Annotated in this window: 16 protein-coding genes; 8 read left to right on the top strand and 8 right to left on the bottom strand. The window is 70.0% G+C overall.

Annotated elements, in window-relative coordinates:
• Nucleotides 1-4: 4 nt before the first annotated feature.
• From B3611_RS00620 to B3611_RS00610, 3 genes are read left to right on the top strand one after another with little or no spacing between them, the layout of a single operon-like run.
• On the top strand, nt 5-1,624 hold the full coding sequence (locus tag B3611_RS00620) for a dipeptide ABC transporter ATP-binding protein (protein WP_291313154.1): 1,620 nt from the start codon (nt 5-7) through the stop codon (nt 1,622-1,624).
• Nucleotides 1,617-2,843: an alkylhydroperoxidase domain protein gene (locus B3611_RS00615; RefSeq protein ID WP_291313153.1), complete on the top strand. Its 1,227-nt coding sequence runs from the start codon at nt 1,617-1,619 to the stop codon at nt 2,841-2,843. The genes B3611_RS00620 and B3611_RS00615 overlap by 8 nt, the downstream gene beginning before the upstream one ends.
• Nucleotides 2,844-2,865: 22 nt before the next feature.
• Nucleotides 2,866-3,525, top strand: coding sequence for a LuxR C-terminal-related transcriptional regulator (locus B3611_RS00610; protein ID WP_291313152.1), 660 nt, complete (start codon nt 2,866-2,868; stop codon nt 3,523-3,525).
• Nucleotides 3,526-3,560: 35 nt separating this feature from the next.
• On the opposite strand, the gene B3611_RS00605 is transcribed toward B3611_RS00610, so the two are convergent.
• Both B3611_RS00605 and B3611_RS00600 read right to left on the bottom strand, forming a co-directional pair.
• Complete coding sequence (locus B3611_RS00605) at nt 3,561-3,887, bottom strand: hypothetical protein (protein ID WP_291313151.1); 327 nt, start codon at nt 3,885-3,887, stop codon at nt 3,561-3,563.
• Nucleotides 3,888-3,958: 71 nt separating this feature from the next.
• Nucleotides 3,959-4,384: a hypothetical protein gene (locus B3611_RS00600; RefSeq protein WP_291313150.1), complete on the bottom strand. Its 426-nt coding sequence runs from the start codon at nt 4,382-4,384 to the stop codon at nt 3,959-3,961.
• 111 nt (nt 4,385-4,495) lie between these two features.
• Between B3611_RS00600 and B3611_RS00595 the strand changes: the two genes are divergently transcribed.
• Together B3611_RS00595 and B3611_RS00590 are read left to right on the top strand one after the other, a co-directional pair.
• On the top strand, nt 4,496-5,233 hold the full coding sequence (locus B3611_RS00595) for a hypothetical protein (protein ID WP_291313149.1): 738 nt from the start codon (nt 4,496-4,498) through the stop codon (nt 5,231-5,233).
• A 1-nt stretch (nt 5,234) separates the two neighbouring features.
• Nucleotides 5,235-6,779 (top strand): DNA polymerase Y family protein, encoded by a 1,545-nt coding sequence (locus tag B3611_RS00590; protein WP_291313148.1) that lies wholly within the window; start codon nt 5,235-5,237, stop codon nt 6,777-6,779.
• Here B3611_RS00590 and B3611_RS00585 read toward each other — a convergent pair.
• Nucleotides 6,776-7,396: an AMIN-like domain-containing (lipo)protein gene (locus B3611_RS00585; protein ID WP_291313147.1), complete on the bottom strand. Its 621-nt coding sequence runs from the start codon at nt 7,394-7,396 to the stop codon at nt 6,776-6,778. The genes B3611_RS00590 and B3611_RS00585 overlap by 4 nt on opposite strands.
• Nucleotides 7,397-7,515: 119 nt before the next feature.
• Between B3611_RS00585 and B3611_RS00580 the strand changes: the two genes are divergently transcribed.
• Entirely contained in the window at nt 7,516-8,442 is a 927-nt protein-coding gene (locus B3611_RS00580) for a sucrase ferredoxin (protein WP_291313146.1), read from the top strand.
• A 6-nt stretch (nt 8,443-8,448) separates the two neighbouring features.
• On the opposite strand, the gene B3611_RS00575 is transcribed toward B3611_RS00580, so the two are convergent.
• From B3611_RS00575 to B3611_RS00560, 4 genes are read right to left on the bottom strand one after another with little or no spacing between them, the layout of a single operon-like run.
• The gene (locus B3611_RS00575) at nt 8,449-9,129 is read right to left on the bottom strand and encodes a methionine ABC transporter permease (RefSeq protein WP_291313145.1); all 681 of its coding nucleotides are present in this window, start codon (nt 9,127-9,129) and stop codon (nt 8,449-8,451) included.
• Nucleotides 9,126-10,154 (bottom strand): methionine ABC transporter ATP-binding protein, encoded by a 1,029-nt coding sequence (locus B3611_RS00570; protein ID WP_291313144.1) that lies wholly within the window; start codon nt 10,152-10,154, stop codon nt 9,126-9,128. The genes B3611_RS00575 and B3611_RS00570 overlap by 4 nt, the downstream gene beginning before the upstream one ends.
• Nucleotides 10,155-11,042, bottom strand: a complete 888-nt coding sequence (locus B3611_RS00565) for a MetQ/NlpA family ABC transporter substrate-binding protein (RefSeq protein ID WP_291313143.1) — start codon at nt 11,040-11,042, stop codon at nt 10,155-10,157. It abuts the gene before it with no gap.
• A gap of 39 nt (nt 11,043-11,081) precedes the next feature.
• The gene (locus tag B3611_RS00560) at nt 11,082-11,963 is read right to left on the bottom strand and encodes a MetQ/NlpA family ABC transporter substrate-binding protein (protein ID WP_291313142.1); all 882 of its coding nucleotides are present in this window, start codon (nt 11,961-11,963) and stop codon (nt 11,082-11,084) included.
• Between the two features lie 140 nt (nt 11,964-12,103).
• Between B3611_RS00560 and B3611_RS00555 the strand changes: the two genes are divergently transcribed.
• Both B3611_RS00555 and B3611_RS00550 read left to right on the top strand, forming a co-directional pair.
• Nucleotides 12,104-15,247 carry an error-prone DNA polymerase gene (locus B3611_RS00555; RefSeq protein WP_291313141.1) on the top strand — a complete coding sequence of 1,048 codons (3,144 nt, stop codon included), beginning with the start codon at nt 12,104-12,106 and terminating at the stop codon, nt 15,245-15,247.
• A gap of 470 nt (nt 15,248-15,717) precedes the next feature.
• Nucleotides 15,718-16,494: a thioesterase family protein gene (locus B3611_RS00550; protein ID WP_291313140.1), complete on the top strand. Its 777-nt coding sequence runs from the start codon at nt 15,718-15,720 to the stop codon at nt 16,492-16,494.
• 9 nt (nt 16,495-16,503) lie between these two features.
• On the opposite strand, the gene B3611_RS00545 is transcribed toward B3611_RS00550, so the two are convergent.
• Entirely contained in the window at nt 16,504-16,974 is a 471-nt protein-coding gene (locus B3611_RS00545; protein ID WP_291313139.1) for a tRNA (cytidine(34)-2'-O)-methyltransferase, read from the bottom strand.
• Between the last annotated feature and the right edge of the window lie 5 nt (nt 16,975-16,979).

Raw genomic sequence — 16,979 nt, 5'->3', positions numbered from 1 at the left:
AACCATGAGCACATCAACCACATCAGCAGCGGCACCGCTCCTCGCGGTCGAGGACCTCGCCGTGTCCTACGGCGGTGTCCCGGCGGTGGGCGGCATCAGCTTCTCCGTCCGGCCGGGGAAAATGACCGCCATCGTCGGTGAGTCCGGCTCGGGCAAGACCACATCCGCCATGGCCGCCATCGGCCTGCTCGGGCCCGCCGCGCGGGTCGATTCCGGCCGGATCACCTTCCGCGGCAGGGACATCACGGGGTACAGCCCCGCCCAGTGGCGCACCCTGCGCGGGGCGCACATCGGGCTCGTTCCCCAGGACCCCAACAACTCCCTCAACCCGCTGAAGACCATCGGGCGCTCGATCGAGGAGGGCATGGAGATCCACGGGATCGGCGATGGGGCGTCGAGAAGCGGGCGCGCGCTGGAGCTTCTGGAGCAGGTCGGCATCGACGACCCGCGGCGCCGCTACGGGCAGTACCCGCACGAGCTGTCGGGCGGGATGAAGCAGCGCGTTCTCATCGCCGCGGCGGTCGCGCTCGAGCCCGACGTGCTCATCGCCGACGAGCCGACGTCGGCCCTGGACGTCACCGTGCAGAAGACGATCCTGGACCTGCTCGACCGCATGCGGGCGGATCTGGGGCTGGGCGTGGTGCTCATCACCCACGACCTCGCGGTGGCGGGGGACAGGGCCGACGACGTGGTCATCATGGAGCGCGGGCGCGTCGTCGAGGCCGGTCCCGCCGACGCGGTGCTCTCCGACCCGCGCGAGGAGTACTCCCGCAAGTTGCTTGCCGACGCCCCCTCGCTCGCCGTCGCCAACGCCCGGCACCGGCCGCCCACCAGCGGCGACGTGCTCGTGCGGGTGGAGAACCTGAGCAAACGTTTCGGGGACTTTACGGCAGTCGACGACGTCTCCTTCGACGTCTACCGGGGTTCCACCCACGCCCTGGTGGGCGAGTCCGGCTCGGGAAAGACCACAACGGGGCGCACGGTGTCGCTGTTCAGCGAGCCGAGCGCGGGGCGCGTCACGATCGGCGGCACGGACCTTGCCGGGTTGAGCCGGGCGGAGCGCCGCCGGATGCGCGGGATGGTGCAGATGGTGCACCAGAACCCGTTTTCCTCCCTCGACCCGCGCATGAGCGTGGAGGACATCGTGGCCGAGCCGCTGCGCAGCCTCGGTCGGTTGCCCCGCCGCCGCGCCCGCGAGCGCGCCCGGGAGGCCCTGCGGCTGGTCGCGCTCGACCCGGTGCTGGCGGGGCGGCGGCCGGCGCAGCTCTCCGGCGGGCAGCGCCAGCGCGTCGCCATCGCCCGTGCGCTCATTGTGGAACCGGAGGTCGTGGTCCTCGACGAGGCCGTCTCCGCGCTCGACGTCACCGTGCAGGCGCAGATCCTCGGGCTGCTGGAGAAGCTCCAGCGCGACCTGGGCCTGACCTACATCTTCATCTCGCACGACCTCGCGGTGGTGCGCCAGATCGCCGACACCGTCAGCGTGTTCAGCCACGGGCGCCAGGTCGAATACGGCCGCACGGACGAGGTCTTCGAGCACCCTCGGGCGGCCACCACCCGCACGCTCATCGACGCGATCCCGGGCGCGATCTTCCGCGCCCGCGAGTTAGGAGAATTCGTTGTCTAACCAGACTGATTCCAACATCATTGACCTTCTGGCGGATGCGCCCGGGGAGGTCACGCAACTGTGCCGCCGGCGCCCGGACGCGGTGGCCAACGCCGAGGCGAGCTTCCGCGCGTTGCTCGAGCCGGAGCGCGCCGGGGAGTTCCCCCAGGCGTGGCGCTACGCCGTCGCGACCTTCGTCGCCGGGGTCTCCGGCCAGGGGAGGGCGCGGGAGTTCTACCGCGACCTGCTCGCGGACGAGGAGGAGGGGGAGCCCGGGGCGCTGGCGCGGGGCGTCGACAAGGCGATCGAGCTGGGGGCCTCGACGGGGCCCTACGCGGGCGGCGGGTTCGTGGAATTCGGGGGAGTGGCCGGGCTGGAGCCCGCGCTGGCGGCGGCCCTGGACTTCGCCCACCTGCTGACCTTCCACCCGAAGGACGCCTCCCCGGCCGCCATCGGGCACCTCCAGGAGGCGGGATGGGGCGAGGACGCGGTCGTCTCGCTGGCACAGCTCGTGGCCTTCCTGGCCTTCCAGTTGCGCGTGGCGCACGGGGTGCGGGTCCTGTCGGGCGGGGATGCGGCCCCCGAGCGGGCGGAGCGCGCCGCGGGGACGGTGGATCCCGGCTGGGCTCCGGGACCGCGCACCCTGTTGCCGGACGTGGTGGCGCCCGCGGGGTTCGTGGCGCACCCGCTGGGCTGGAAGCCCTGGCTGGAGGCGCTGCCGAAGGAGGATTTCACAGACGCCCACCGGGAGGCCCTCGTGCAACCGCAACGCATCGACTCGGAGTACTTCCGCCTCCTCGCACGCGACCCCGCGGCCCTGAAGGCGCGCACCCTGACGGACATGGACATCTTCTACAACACCGACGGCGGGCTGGGGCGAGCGGAGCGGGAGCTCGCGGCGACGGTGGTCTCCCGCTTCAACGGCTGCGAGTACTGCGCCTCGGTGCACCAGGCCCGGTCGAAGGAGGAGGGCGGCGATGCCGCCGCGATTGATCGGCTCCTGTCGGAGGGGGTTGCCGCGGACCTCGGCTCGGAGCGGTGGAACGCGCTCCGCGACGCCGCCGTGGCGCTCACGGCGACACCCGTCTCCTTCTCCCGCGGCCACGTCGAGGCGCTGCGGAAGGCCGGCCTCGACGATCTCGCGGTGCTCGACGCGGTCAATTCCGCGGCGTTCTTCAACTGGGCGAACCGCCTGATGCTCACCCTCGGTGCGCCGGACGTGCCGAGGCGCTTCCGCTAGGCGTGCTGGTTATTGTGGGGGCATGGTTCGCGTCTTCCTCGTCGATGATCATTCCGTCTTCCGCGCCGGCGTGCGCGCTGAGCTCGCTGCCGCGGCCGGGCGCATCGAGGTGGTTGGCGAGGCGGGCACGGTGGGCCAGGCCATCGCCGGCATCAACGAAACCCGCCCGGACGTGGTGCTTCTCGACGTCCACATGCCCGACGGCGGCGGCATCGCCGTGCTCCGCGGCACCGAGCCGGGCCCCAGGTTCCTCGCGCTGTCCGTCTCCGATGCCGCGGAGGACGTCATCGCCCTGATCCGGGCGGGCGCGCGCGGCTACGTGACCAAGAACATCGCCGGGGATGAGCTCGCCGAGGCGGTCGAGCGGGTCAACGGCGGCGACGCCTACTTCTCCGCCCGGCTGGCGGGTTTCGTCCTCGACGCCTTCGCCGCGGGCGGGGTGGTGGAGGACCCCGAGGGGGAACCGGTGAAGGTGGAGGACCCGGCCGTGGACGCGCTGACCCGCCGCGAGCTTGAGGTCCTGCGCCTTTTAGCCCGCGGCTACACCTACAAGGAAATTGGCAAGCAGCTCTTCATCTCCGTGAAGACGGTGGAGACGCACGCCTCGAACATCCTGCGCAAGACCCAGACCTCCAACCGCCACCAGCTCACCCGCTGGGCGGCGGACCGGGACCTGGATTAGGGGGTCACCAGCGGTCTAGGCACGGTCCGGGACCACTACACGCGGCCGCGTCGCCATGCCCATGCGGAGAGTGCGAGGCTCACGACGCTTGCTGCGGCCCACACGATTTTGCTTCGGAGCAACGTGCCCTCGAATTCGTCGGTGGCGTCCGCCAGAGGCATATACATGCCCCATCCGAAATCGGCGTTCAAGGGCGCGCGAGGCGCGAGAGAATAAATCGCGAGCGCGGTGGACAGGGCCGCGACGGGAAAGGCGACCCAGAACCAGGGAAAGGCGGCGGAGTCGTGTCTGGCCCGCCGGGGCAGGACTGCGGCGGCGACGAGCAGGACGATAAGAGCTGCGAAAACCAGAAGCGGGGTCATTGCCTCAGCATGTCATTTTTAGCGGAAAACTTCCCGCACATATCCCGGGTTTGAACCACCCCACCCCCGTCTCACGCGTACGCCAGGTGCCGCGAGCCGTCCACATGCGGATAGAGCAGCCACGCCACCACCGTCGTCCCCGCAAACACGAGAAACACACCCCACGCGGGCCACGGTGAAACCACGGGCGCCAGCATGAGCAGCAGCCACCAGAGCATGAGGGGCACGAGCATGCTTATCGACGGCACCCGCGCCACGTTCCTCCTCTCGGCGAACGCCCCCATCTCCCGGCGGTACGGGTGGGCCAGTGTGAGGGCCAATGCGGCGATGACCGACCCGGCCGCGAGGCCCACCTTCACCACCGGTGCCGCGGGGGAGACGAGGGCGGCGAGGGAGAGTGCCACGAGGGTGGACCCGCCCACGCGGACGATGCCGGGTGTGGGGACGGGCGTGACGTGGGCGCGCATGTCGCTGGCGGCCAAGGCGCTGGGGTGCATGGGGGACAGGTTACCGCTCCTCCGGAGCAGCCGGCGGAGAACCCCTTCATTAGAAAACACGTTCGACCTTTGGTGTTGCCCGCGTCCAGGGGCGGGTGCATACTGATCGGCGTGAGTGGAACATCCATTCGAGCGCATGCGTACTCCTTGGGGGGTGACGCGGATACCTCGAACGCAGCAGGTCAGCCCAGCCGGGCGGAGCAGGTCGCCGAGCTGCGCTCCCGCATGTCCGCTCTCGGCGGGGAGGTTACCCACTCCGTCACGGAGGATGTGGCCGTTCTTCCGTTGGACGGTGTCTTTGGAACACTCCTTCCAAACGGGGGTCTGCCGCGCCGGGCTGTCACGCACGTTAGCGACACCCCGGCGCTGATCGTGGAAATCCTCGCGCAGGTTACCGCTGCCGGGGGATTCTGCGGGGTGGTGGGCTGGCCCGAGCTGTCCTACGCGGGCATCGCGCCGGAGAACCTGGACCGGGTGGTGGCCGTGCCGGATCCCGGTATCGACCCCCTCAGTGTCGCGGGTGTCCTCTCGGAGGGGCTCGACCTCGTGGTGCTGCGCTCCCCCCAGAGCATCGAGCTCTCCCCGGTGCGCGCCCGGCCCGTCCTGGCGAAGCTGCGCCGCGGCCAGGCCGCCCTGGTGGCGGTGGGTACGCGGCTGCCCTCGCCCGCCCTCGAGGTGACGGGGGAGGTGGCGGAGATCCACGGGATCGGCCGGGGCCGCGGCCGGATCTCGGGCATCGATATTCGGGTCCGCACCCGGGCCAAGGGCATGCGCCCCGCCTCGCAGGTGCTCACCCTCGGCGCGGCACCGCAGCGGGAGGGGCAGCCGGCCCTGCAGGTGGTGAAGTAGGGTGCGCGTCGCCGCGATCTGGTTCCCGGACTGGCCCGTGCAGGCGGCGCGCCTCGAATCCGATGACGGGCTGGTGGAGCCCATCGCCATCACCGCCGGGCGCCGCGTCAAGGCATGCTCCCACGTGGCGCGTTCCCTCGGGGTGCGCCGCGGGATGAAGATCCGCCACGCCCAGGCGCTCGCCCCCGCCCTGACAGTGGTGGAGGACAACCCGGACCGCGACGGCCGGATGTTCGCCGCGCTGGCGGGCGGCTTCGACGACGTCGCCTCCTCCGTCGAGGTGCTGCGCCCCGGTCTCGTGGTGGTGGATGTCGCGGCGGCGGGCGCCTTCCACGGCGGGGAGGGGGTGGCCACCGAGATGCTTCTCGACGCCGCCTCCCGCCGCGGCATCGATGCCGCCGCCGGCGTCGCCGACGAGATCGCCACCGCGGTCATAGCCACCCGCTTCTCCGCCGTCGTCGCCCCCGGGGGTTCCGCGGAATTCCTCGCGGCGCGCCCGCTGCGGGTGCTGCTAGCGGAGGCCGCGCTCGCTGCCGATCCCCGCACGGTCAACGAGCTGGGCCAGCTGGGCATCGCCACGCTCGGCGACCTCGCCGCGGTGCCGTCGACGGCCATGTCCACCCGCTTCGGTACGGAGGGCATGCACCTGCACCGCATCGCCCGCGCCGCCCCCGACCGCCGCGTCGCTCCCGAGCTGCCGGTGGCGGACCTCGCCGTGGCCGTCACCCCGGAGGAGCCCATCGAGCGCGTCGACACCGCCGCCTTCGCCGCCCGCACCCTCGCGGCCGCCCTGCACGGGCGGTTGAAGGACGCCGGACGCAACTGCCTGCGCCTCAAGGTCGTGGCGGAGCTGACCTCGGGCGAGCGCGTGGAGCGCGTGTGGCGCACCCGCGAGGCGCTCACCGAATCCGCCACCGCCGACCGCGTGCGCTGGCAGCTCGACGGTTGGCTCACCGGCGGCGGCGCCGGCGCGATAGCCTCGCTCATCCTCGAGCCCCTGGAGCTGGCGGAGCCCGAGTCCGTGGGCCGGCTCTGGTCCGACGGCACCAGCACCGACGCCGCCCGCCGGGTGGTTGAACGGGTGCAGTCACAGCTCGGCATCGATGCCGTCGTCCAGCCCAGGCTCGTCGGCGGGCGCGGGGTGGCGGAGCGCGTGGAGCTCGTCCCCTTCGGCGAGCAGCCCCGGCCCGTCGACACGCTCGCGTGGCCCGGCGCCATCCCCGCGCCCCTGCCCGCGCGCCTCGGGGGAGGGATCGACCACCCCGCTTCCAAGGTCACGCTTATCGACGCCTCCGCGAACCGCGTCGGGGTCACCGCCGAAGTCCTGCTCACCTCCGCCCCTTACGCGCTGGCGTGGGGGGAGGCGCACTACCTGGTCACCGGGTGGGCGGGCCCGTGGCCGGTGGACGAGGGCTGGTGGGGCGCGCGCCCGAACCGGGTGGCGCGGCTGCAGGTCGTCGGAAAGCGCGACAAGGGCGGCGACGTGGGTGCGTGGCTCCTGGTGTGGACGCGCGGGACGTGGCGGGTGGAGGCGGTGTACGGCTAGGACTTGACGATGTCCACGACCAGCCGCGTCGGGTTGTCCAGCACCTGGACCGAGTAGGGCTTCACGGAGCGCAGGCCGATCACGACCTGGCTGCGCCCCTCATAGATGCCGGCGTTGACCACGTCGACGATGTTGCCGGAGCCGCCGGAGGTGTCCACGGGGGCGGAGTCCACACCCGCCCCGAAGGGGTGGACGGTGCCGTCGATGTTGATGTTGAGGAAGGCCGAGCCCCGCACGCGCAGCGGGTTGCCCACCGTCTCCTGCATGGGAGTGGCCACGTAGTTGACGTACCAGCCCGGGGTTCCCGAGCCCTCCAGGTCGATGACGACGCGGTCGAAGCGCTGGTGGCTGCCCACTCTCACCCCCGCGACAGCCAGCTCGGCGGGCGCCTCCGGGCGCTTCGTCTTCGGGGAGGCGTCGGGGGTACCCAGCATGGGGGCGTCCGCACCCGCCTTGCCCGCCGCTCCCGGCTGCGGCAGGGAGGCGACCCTCTCCTGCGCCGTGCCCGGATCGGCGGACCCCGCGCTGTCGTAGTCCGCGGGCGCGCAGCCGGAAAGGAGTGCGCCGGCCGCGGCGGCGGCAACCCCTCCGCGCAGCACCCCTGCTTTCCAGTTCATGCCACCACGCTAGCCAATCCCGCGCGGGGACGGGAAATTGTCCGGGACCGGCCGGCGCGGGTGATAAGCGGTCTGGCCTGGTGGTGTTAGGTCTGCCTAATGTCACTACAGTGGGTGCCATGAGCCCTTCGGTGGATATTTTCTGTTCCGACAACGAAGTCGAACCGCTGCCCGGAACCGCCAAGAAGGGGACGGTTTACGTCCTCTTCGAGTGGCCCGGCCCGTGGAGCCACGACATCCTCGACGGCGGGACCTTCGGCCCCGAGCTGACCGCCAGGCTCAAGGAGTTCGTGGAGGAAACCGGCGCGTCCCTGCAGCTCATCCGCCACCCCACGCGCGAGGGGAGGAGAGTCACCGGGCACCACCTCTACATCGTCTTCACCGACATCGGGCTCACGGAGGTCCAGCACGTCAGCGGACCGGAGGAGATTCTCGGCCTCGACCTGAGCGGGCCCGGCCGCAACGGCGGAACGGCGCGGATCACCCCGCTTGTCCTGGTGTGCACGCACGCCAAGCGCGACCGGTGCTGCGCCGTCAAGGGGCGCCCGCTGGTCAACGAAATGGAGCGCCGTTACCCCTTCCACGAGGGCCACGACGTGGTGTGGGAGACCTCCCACATGAAGGGCCACCGCTTCGCCGCGACGCTCATGCTCATGCCCTGGGGTTACAGCTTTGGACGGATGAACCTCGAGTCCACTGAGGCGATGATCTCGGACGCGATGCGCGGGATGTTTTTCGTGCCCGGCAACCGCGGGCGGGGCATCTTCTCCCCGCCCGCGCAGGTGGCGGAAATCGCCGTTGCGGCCCACCTCGCCCGCGAGGGGGTTCGCGTGCAGTACGGCCAGCTGGAGATCGCCGCGGAGGACACCCGGGAGGACTCCGGTGACGTGCGGGTGCGCGACACCGGATCGGGAGAGGAATACTCCGTGGAGCTGCGCCTCCGGGAGGCGGGCGGGGTCATCGCCTCGTGCGGTGCGGAACCCAAAAAAGGAAAGTACTGGGAGGCCGTGGAGGTCTCTCCCAGTACGGGGGCGGGGCATCGATAAGCGCGCTTAGCGGCGCATGACCTTCTTCGACAGCCAGTTGCCCAGGAACTGGGCGAGCTGCACGATGACGACGATGACGAGCACCGCGGCGAAGGTCACCGTCGGCTCGAAGCGGCGGTAGCCGTAGACGATGGCGAAGTCGCCGATGCCGCCTCCGCCGATGTAACCGGCCATCGCAGACATGTCGATCACCGCGATGAAGATGAACGTGTAGCCCAGAATCAGCGGACCGAGCGCCTCGGGGAGGATGACGGTGCGGATGATCTGCCACGGGCTCGCGCCCATCGAGCGGGCGGCCTCGATCACGCCCGGGTCGATGGCCACCAGGTTCTGCTCCACGATGCGGGCCACCGTGAATGTGGCGGCGACGCACATGACGAAGGTCGCGGCGCCACGCCCGATGGTGGTGCCCACCACCTGAAGGGTGACCGGGTAGAGCATGGCGATCATGATGATGAACGGGATGGGGCGGAAGAAGTTGACCAGGACGTTGATGACCCAGTAGACACCCCTGTTCTTCAGGATGCCGCTCGGACGGGTGGTGTAGAGCGCGAGGCCGAGGACGAGGCCGAAGAAACCTCCGACGACCAGGGTGATGCCCACCATGAACATGGTGTCGCCGATGGCCTGGAGCAGCGTCGGCCCCAGCCGGCTCCAGTTCGGGTCCGCGAGGATTGTCTCGGTCATCGGGTGATCTCCTCAATGTCTGTGGTTTTCTGCAGGGTACGCAGGAATTCGTCGATGGCGGCCTCGTCGCCGTTGAGGCGCACGGTCATCTTGCCGAAGGAGTGCTCCTGCAGCGTCGTGATACCCGCGTGCACGGGCTGCACGGACACGCCCTTGTCGCGCAGCAGGGAGGTGGCCCCGAAAAACCCGGAGTTCTCGGTCAGGCTGATGGTGAACAACCGGCCCGGCTGGGTGAGCAGCTCCTCCACCTCCACCTCGTCGGGCGTGTTGCGCAGGCTGGTGGCCACGAAGCGCTGGGTGACGAGCTCGCGGGGGTGGGAGAAGACCTCGTAGGTGGAGCCGTACTCCACCACGCGGCCGCCCTCCATCACCGCGACCTTGTCGGCGATGGAGCGGATCACCTCCATCTCATGGGTGATCACGATGATGGTCAGCCCCAACTCCTCGTTGGCGCGACGCAGAACCGCCAGCACCTCCTGGGTGGTTTCGGGGTCCAGGGCGGAGGTCGCTTCGTCGGCAAGCAACAGCGAGGGGTTGGTGGCCAGGGCGCGGGCGATGCCGACCCTTTGCTTTTGGCCGCCGGACAGCTGCTCGGGGTAGTTGTCGCCGCGCTCCGAGAGGCCGACGAAGTCGAGCAGTTCCGCGACGCGCGCCTTGCGCTGCGCCTTGTCCATCCCCGCCAGCTCGAGCGGGTAGGCGATGTTGCCGGCCGCGGTGCGGGACTGCAGGAGGTTGAACTGCTGGAAGATCATGCCGACGTTGCGCCGGATGCCGCGCAGGTTCCTCTCGCTCATGCCGACGATGTCGGTGCCGTCGAGGAGGAGCTGGCCGCCCGTGGGCATGTCGAGGCCGTTGATGAGGCGCACGAGCGTGGACTTGCCCGCGCCCGAGTAACCGATCACGCCGAGGATCTCACCCGGCTCGACGGTCAGGGTGACGCCGTCGACGGCCCGCACCTCGCGATCAGCGGTGGTGAAGACCTTGGAGATGTCCCGGAATTCAACCCGGGTTCCGGTGGTAGACACTTACTTGTACTCCTCCACGAGTCGGTCGAGGATGCCGTTGAGCTCCTCCTTGGGGCGTTTCACCTGGACGGCGGTGCCGCCGGTGTCCTCGTTGAGGGCCGCGGTGACCTCGTCGGACTGCCAGGCGTCGACGAGCTTGGCGTACGTTTCATTGTCGATGTCGTTCGCACGGACGGTGAAGACGTTGATGTACGGCTCGGCGAGCTCGGAGTTGGGATCATCCGCCGCGACGTGGGAGGCGGGATCGATCCCGGAACGTCCCAGCCAGTTGTTGTTGATCACCGCCGGGCGGCCCTCGGCGTAGGCGGACGGGGTCTGCGCCGCGTCGATCGCGACGACCCGCACCTTCGAGGCTCCCTCGTCGATGTCGGCGGGGCTCGGCGTCAGCCGCGGGGCTCCGGGCTTCAGGGTGACCAGGCCGGCCTGGACGAGCACGTTGATGGCGCGTCCCTGGTTCGACGGGTCGTTCGGGACGGCGATCTCCTTGCCCTCGATGCCGTCGAGCGAGGTGTGGTCTTTCCAGTACAGGCCGAGGATGTTGATCTCGCCCGACCCGATGATGCGCAGGTCCTTGCCGGAGGAGGCGTTGTACTGGGCCTGGTAGTTGATCGTCTGGAACTTCGAGACCTCGATCTGGTCCTCGTCCAGGGCGGGGTTCACCGGCGGGTACTCGGAGAACCGGACGATGTCGAGATCGACGCCGCGCTCCTTGGCCTGGTCGGCGAAGGCGGTCCACGCCTCCTGGTCGGCGTCGGTGGTGCCGATCTTCACCTTTACGGTGTCGTGGCCGTCACCGGTGCTCTCTGAGCAGGCGACGAGGCTGGTCGCGGCGAGCGCGGCCGCGGCCGCTGCTGCGGTGAAGCGGGTGAGTCGCGGGGTGTGTCGCATGGTGTGTCCTTGGTGGTTCCTGCCGGGATGCAGCCGGGGTTACTTGTTCTGCAGCTTCTCGAGCACCTGGTTGAGCTCCGCCTTGTCGCGCTTGACCGGCACGGAGGTGCCCTTGGAGTCCTGCGCGACAGCCTCGGCGACCTTCGGGTCGTGCCAGATCTCGACGAGCTTGTTCAGCTTCTCGTCATCGACGCGGTCGGACTTGGCGGCGAAGACGTTGATGTAGGGCTCGGCCTCGGGGGAGTTCGGATCGTCCTGGAAGACGGCCAGGGAGGGGTCGATGCCGGAGCGGTCCAGCCAGGTGTTGTTGATGATGGAGGGGCGGCCCTCGTTGTAGGTGGAGGGGGTCTGGGAGGCGTCGACGGGGACGACGGAGACCTTGGAGGCGCCCCTGTCGATGTCCGCCGGCGTCGGGGTCAGCGGGTCCTCGACATCCTTCTTCAGGGTGACCAGGCCGGCTTGGGCGAGCACGTTGATGGCGCGGCCCTGGTTGGAGGAGTCGTTCGGCACGGCGACCTCCTTGCCGTCGATGCCGTCGAGGGAGGTGTGATCCTTCCAGAACAGCGCGAGCGGGACGATCTCGGTGGAGCCGACGACCTTGAGGTCGTTGCCGGAGCTGGCGTTGTACTCGGCGAGGTACTTGATGTGCTGGAACTTGTTCACGTCCAGCTCGCCCTGGGCCAGGGCCTCGTTGACGGGGGCGTAGTCGGAGAAGGAGACAATGTCGAGCTTGATGCCCTGGTCCGCCGCGAGGTCGGAGAAGACGGACCACGCCTGCTGGTCGGCGTCGGTGGTGCCGATCCTGATGGTGTCCTCCTTGCCGGAGGCGTTGCCGGATTTCGAGTCGCCGGAGCAGGCGGTGAGGCCGGTGCCGGCGATGGCGGCCGCTGCCACCGTGGCGATGACGCGCTTGAGTTTCATGTCTTCTCCCTGTGTTTTTCGTGGTGTTGTCGACGTTGCAAGCGAACCTATCATCTTGCATACCGCTTAGTCTATTTCGGTCGCCCGACCCGTTTTCCCCCTGTTCGAACACATTATCGAAACAATGCTATGGTGTCCCCATGAGATTCCACGGCGGGGAGGCGCTCTCATGGTCGCGCCTGGAGCGCATCCTCTCCGGCCGCCCGGGGCCCGAGCCCGTCCCGGTCAACCACACCCGCCCGCTTCACGACGCCCCACCGGCCCCCCGGGAAGCCGCCGTCCCCTTCGCCGAGCTGCACGCGGTATCCTCCTTCAGCTTCCTGGACGGGGCGAGCGACCCCGCCGACCTTGTCGCCCGCGCCGCCCAACTGGGGGTGGGGGCCCTCGCGCTGCTGGACAGAGACGGTTTCTACGGGGCCGTGAAGTTCGCGGAGGCCGCCGCCGAGGCAGGCATCGCCACCGTCTTCGGCGCGGAGCTCACGCTCACCGACGCCTCCGGGGGCCGGCGCATCCTCCCCGTCATCGCGCGCGGCCCGGAGGGCTACCGCCGCCTGTCGCACCTCATGGCCCGGGCCCACATGTCCACCCGGGAGAAGGACCTGGTGGCCTACCCGCCGCTGGAGCTGATCGCCGCCGAGTTGGACGGCACGTGCACCGTGCTGGCCGGGTGGGCATGGGCGGGTGAAATCGATCACCTGGTCGATTTATTCGGAGTAGACCGAGTGGTCAGGGAGTACGAGGTCTCCATGACCCCCGAGGACGCCGACCACCATGCCGCGCTCGACCGCTTTCCGCACATCCCGGCCATCATCACCGCGGCCCCCGCCGCCGCCACCCGCGACGGCGCCCGTCTCGCGGCCGCCAAGCGCGCCCTCGCGCGCCGGGAGTCGCTGGCGGCCGCCCACGGCCAGCTCCACCCGATGGGTGCGAACTGGCTGCGTTCCGGGGCGCAGCTGCTGGCCCTGTGTCCGGGTAGCGAGGCGAAGTTGGAGGCCTCCGTCGAGCTGGCGCGCCAGTGCGCCTTCACCCTCAACCTGGTGGCCCCCGAGCTACCGCGCTTTCCCACCCCCGCCGGCCACGACGAGATGAGCTGGCTGCGGGAGGAGACGCTGGCGGCTGCCGCCGTGCGCTACGCGCCCCGCCCGGCGGGCATCCGCGAACGCGCCCTGGCGCAGATCGACTACGAGCTGGAGGTCATCGAGCAGCTCAACTTCCCCGGTTACTTCCTCATCGTCCACGACCTGGTGGACTTCTGCCGCAGGGAGAACATCCTCTGCCAGGGGAGGGGCTCGGCCGCCAACTCGGCTGTCTGCTTCTCCCTCGGCATCACCAACGCCGAGCCCATCTCGGCCGGGCTCCTCTTCGAGCGCTTCCTCTCCCCGGACCGTGACGGCCCGCCCGACATCGACCTCGACATCGAATCCGGCCGCCGCGAGGAGGTGATCCAGTACGTCTACGCCACCTACGGGCGCGACAACGCGGCCCAGGTGGCCAACGTGATCACCTACCGCACCAAGGGCGCGATCCGCGACGCCGCCCGCGCGCTTGGGTACGCCCAGGGTGCGGCCGACTCCTGGTCCAAGGGTATCGAGGAACCCCCGGAAGCGGTGGCGCAGTTGGCCGAGCAGTTCAAGGGGCAGCCGCGGCACCTGGGCATCCACTCCGGCGGCATGGTCATCTGCGACCGCCCCATCGCCGATGTCGTGCCCGTGGAGTGGGCGCGCATGGAAAACCGCTCGGTGGTGCAGTGGGACAAGGACGACTGCGCCTCCGCCGGCCTGGTCAAGTTCGACCTGCTCGGCCTGGGCATGCTGGAGGCCCTGCACCACATGATCGACCTCGTGCGCGACACCACCGGGCGCACCGTGAACCTGTGGGAGCTCGACCTCGCGGACGACTCGGTCTATGACATGCTCTGCCGCGCCGACGCCGTCGGCGTGTTCCAGGTGGAGTCGCGCGCCCAGCTCTCCACCCTGCCGCGTCTCAAACCCCGGTGTTTCTTCGACCTCGTCGTTGAGGTCGCCCTCATCCGCCCCGGCCCGATCCAGGGCGGATCCGTCCACCCCTACCTGCGCCGCCGCGACGGCAAGGAGGCGGTGGAGTACGACCACCCGGTGCTGGAGAAGTCGCTGGGCAAGACGCTCGGCGTGCCCCTGTTCCAGGAGCAGCTCATGCAGATCGCCGTGGACGCCGCCGGTTTCACCGGCAGGGAGGCTGACGCCCTGCGCCGCGCCATGGGCTCGAAGCGCTCCCCGGAGAAGATGGCGGCGCTGAAGGCCAGGTTCTTCCGCGGGTGCCTGGAGACCAACGGCATTGAACGGGGCACGGCGGAGAAGCTGTGGACCAAGATCGTCGCCTTCGCCGCCTACGGCTTCCCCGAGTCGCACTCCCAGTCCTTCGCCTCCCTGGTGTACTTCTCGGCCTGGTTCAAGCGCTACTACCCGGCCCAGTTCTGCGTCGGCCTGTTGCGCGCCCAGCCGATGGGCTTCTACTCGCCGCAGTCGCTGATCCAGGACGCGCGCCGCCACGGCATCGAGGTCCTGCCCGTCAGCGTCAACGACTCCGGCACCGAGGCGCGCTGCATCGACAACGCGACCATTCGGCTGGGGATGAACCTGGTCAAGGGACTGGGTGCCGATGCCGCCGACCGCGTCGAGGCCGCCCAGCCGTTCACGGGCATCCCCGACCTGGCGCGCCGGGCCGACCTCACGGTCGACCAGGTGGCGGCGCTCGCGCGCGCCGGGGCGCTGGAGGGGTTCGGCGTGGAGCGTCGGCAAGCTCTCTGGCAGGCGGGCATCGCCGCGACCGAGCGCGAGGGCATGCTACCGGGGCTGTCCGCCATCGACGCGCCCGCTCTGCCCGGCCTGAACGCCTTCGAACTGATGGCCGCCGACATCGCCGCGACGGGCGTGACCCCCGACAAGCAGCCGCTCGAGCTGCTGCGAGAGGCATTGCTTCGCGACGGCATCCTCCCCGCCCGGGCCCTCCCCACCGCCGAGGACGGCTCGCGCGTCCGCGTCGCCGGCGTGGTCACGCACCGCCAGCGCCCCCAGACCGCCTCCGGCGTGACGTTCTTCGGAATGGAGGACGAGACGGGCCTGATCAACGTGATGGTCTCGCCCGGTCTGTGGAACCGGCACCGCGTGGTGGCCCGTACCGCCAAGGCGCTGATCGTGCGCGGGATGGTGCAGAACGCGACCGGGGCCGTCAACGTGGTGGCCGACCGGCTGGAGCCGCTGGAGATGGGGGAGTGGCTCTCGCGTGGCTCGCGGGACTTCCGGTAGCGGCGGGCCCGTGGCCGGGGGTGGCTGTGCCGGGCCCGCCGGGTGTGATATCACGTTTTGCGGGTATCGGCGCCACGCGACCTGGGGAAACGCCCGCGATTGGGGCCGGAACGTGATATCACGGTTTAGGCGACCCACCCCGCCGGGCCTGATATCACGCTTTACGGGAATCGGCGCCACGCGACCTGGGGAAACACCCGCGGTTGGGGCCAGAACGTGATATCACGGTTTAGGCGACCCGCCCCGCCGGGCGTGATATCACGCTTTGCGGTGAGCGGCGCCGCGCGACCTGAGGAAACGCCCGCGATTGGGGCCGGAACGTGATATCACGGTTTAGGCGACCCACCCCGCCGGGCGCGATATCACGCTTTACGGGAACCGGCGCCGCGCGACCTGGGGAAACACCCGCGGCTCGGGCCAGAACGTGATATCACGGTTTAGGCGACCCGCCCAAAGAAAGGACGCCGCACATGGCAGAGGAGCACTACTTCACCCGCACCGGCACCGACACCTACGCGCCCACCATCAACTGCGAGGGCGCATGGTCGCCCGAGGATTACCACTTCGCCGCGTTGGCCGGCCTGGTGGTCCACGTCGCCGAGCGCTGCCGCCCGGAGGGCGATACTAAGAAATTGGCGCGCGTGTCGTACGACATCCTGGGCCGCCTGCCGCTGGAGGAGGCGCGGGTGAGCGTGGAGACCCTCCGCCCCGGCAAGAAGATTGAGCTGGTGGAGGTGACGGTCGAGCTGGCGGGTCGCCCGGCCGTCGTCGCGCGCATCTGGTACCTAGCCCCGCAGGACACCGCTGACGTCGCCGATCCTGCCGCGCAGACATTCCCCCTGCCGGATGAGTGCGACGACCAGCGCTTCTCCGACACCTGGGACGGCGGCTACATCCGCCAGCTCACGGGCCGGAAGGTCACGGGCCTGCCGGAGGGGGAGTTCTTCGCCTGGTTCACCTCGCCCACCCGGATCGTCGACGCGGACGAGCGCATCGCCCTGGCGGAGTACTTCAGCCGCATCGACACGGCAAACGGTGTCACCGCCAAGCGCAGCCCCCGCGAGTGGGCCTTCCCCAACGTCGACCTGACGGTGCACATGTACCGGCACCCCGAGGGGGAGTGGACCGGGCTCGAGGCGAGCAACAGGTGGGGGCCCGCCGGCGCGGGCGTCACGTCCACCACGCTCCACGACCTCCGCGGGCCGCTGGGGCGCGTCGAGCAGATGCAGGCGCTCGCGAAACTCTAGCCCCCGCTTCTAAACCCCGCCCGCGAATCCGAGCTGCCGCCAGGCCTCGTAGGTGGCCACGGCGGCGGTGTTGGAGAGGTTCATGGAGCGCCGCCCGGGCAGCATCGGCACCCGCAGCCGCTTCGTCACGCGGGGGTGGTGGGAGTGCTCGCGGGGCAGGCCCGTCGGCTCGGTGCCGAAGAGCAGGGCGTCGCCGTCACGGTAGGCCACGTCGTGGTAGCGGGTCGTGGCCTGGGTGGTGAAGGCGAAGATGCGCGCGCCCGGGAGCGTCGCAAAGCATGCGTCGATGTCGGCGTGGACGACGACGTGCGCGAGGTCGTGGTAGTCCAGCCCGGCGCGGCGCAGGTGCTTCTCGCTGAGGTCGAAGCCGAGCGGCTCGACGAGGTGCAGCGTCGCACCCGTCCCGGCGCACATGCGGATGGCGTTGCCCGTGTTGGGCGGAATCACCGGGTTGTCGAAGATGACGTGGAGTGCGCACACGGGCC

It is taken from the genome of Corynebacterium sp. UBA2622, assembly GCF_002339505.1.
Taxonomy (GTDB): domain Bacteria; phylum Actinomycetota; class Actinomycetes; order Mycobacteriales; family Mycobacteriaceae; genus Corynebacterium.
The sequence above is the reverse complement of the archived record's forward strand: the minus strand, read 5'-3'. Positions and strand labels throughout refer to the sequence as shown.

What these genes read in the sequence shown, in the direction of transcription:
- B3611_RS00555 (WP_291313141.1), top strand. Translation starts at nt 12,104, where the DNA reads ATGAGATTCCACGGCGGGGAGGCGCTCTCATGGTCGCGCCTGGAGCGC.
- B3611_RS00580 (WP_291313146.1), top strand. Translation starts at nt 7,516, where the DNA reads ATGAGCCCTTCGGTGGATATTTTCTGTTCCGACAACGAAGTCGAACCG.
- B3611_RS00600 (WP_291313150.1), bottom strand. Translation starts at nt 4,384, where the DNA reads ATGCACCCCAGCGCCTTGGCCGCCAGCGACATGCGCGCCCACGTCACG.
- B3611_RS00565 (WP_291313143.1), bottom strand. Translation starts at nt 11,042, where the DNA reads ATGCGACACACCCCGCGACTCACCCGCTTCACCGCAGCAGCGGCCGCG.
- B3611_RS00605 (WP_291313151.1), bottom strand. Translation starts at nt 3,887, where the DNA reads ATGACCCCGCTTCTGGTTTTCGCAGCTCTTATCGTCCTGCTCGTCGCC.
- B3611_RS00610 (WP_291313152.1), top strand. Translation starts at nt 2,866, where the DNA reads ATGGTTCGCGTCTTCCTCGTCGATGATCATTCCGTCTTCCGCGCCGGC.
- B3611_RS00620 (WP_291313154.1), top strand. Translation starts at nt 5, where the DNA reads ATGAGCACATCAACCACATCAGCAGCGGCACCGCTCCTCGCGGTCGAG.
- B3611_RS00585 (WP_291313147.1), bottom strand. Translation starts at nt 7,396, where the DNA reads ATGAACTGGAAAGCAGGGGTGCTGCGCGGAGGGGTTGCCGCCGCCGCG.
- B3611_RS00560 (WP_291313142.1), bottom strand. Translation starts at nt 11,963, where the DNA reads ATGAAACTCAAGCGCGTCATCGCCACGGTGGCAGCGGCCGCCATCGCC.
- B3611_RS00575 (WP_291313145.1), bottom strand. Translation starts at nt 9,129, where the DNA reads ATGACCGAGACAATCCTCGCGGACCCGAACTGGAGCCGGCTGGGGCCG.
- B3611_RS00550 (WP_291313140.1), top strand. Translation starts at nt 15,718, where the DNA reads ATGGCAGAGGAGCACTACTTCACCCGCACCGGCACCGACACCTACGCG.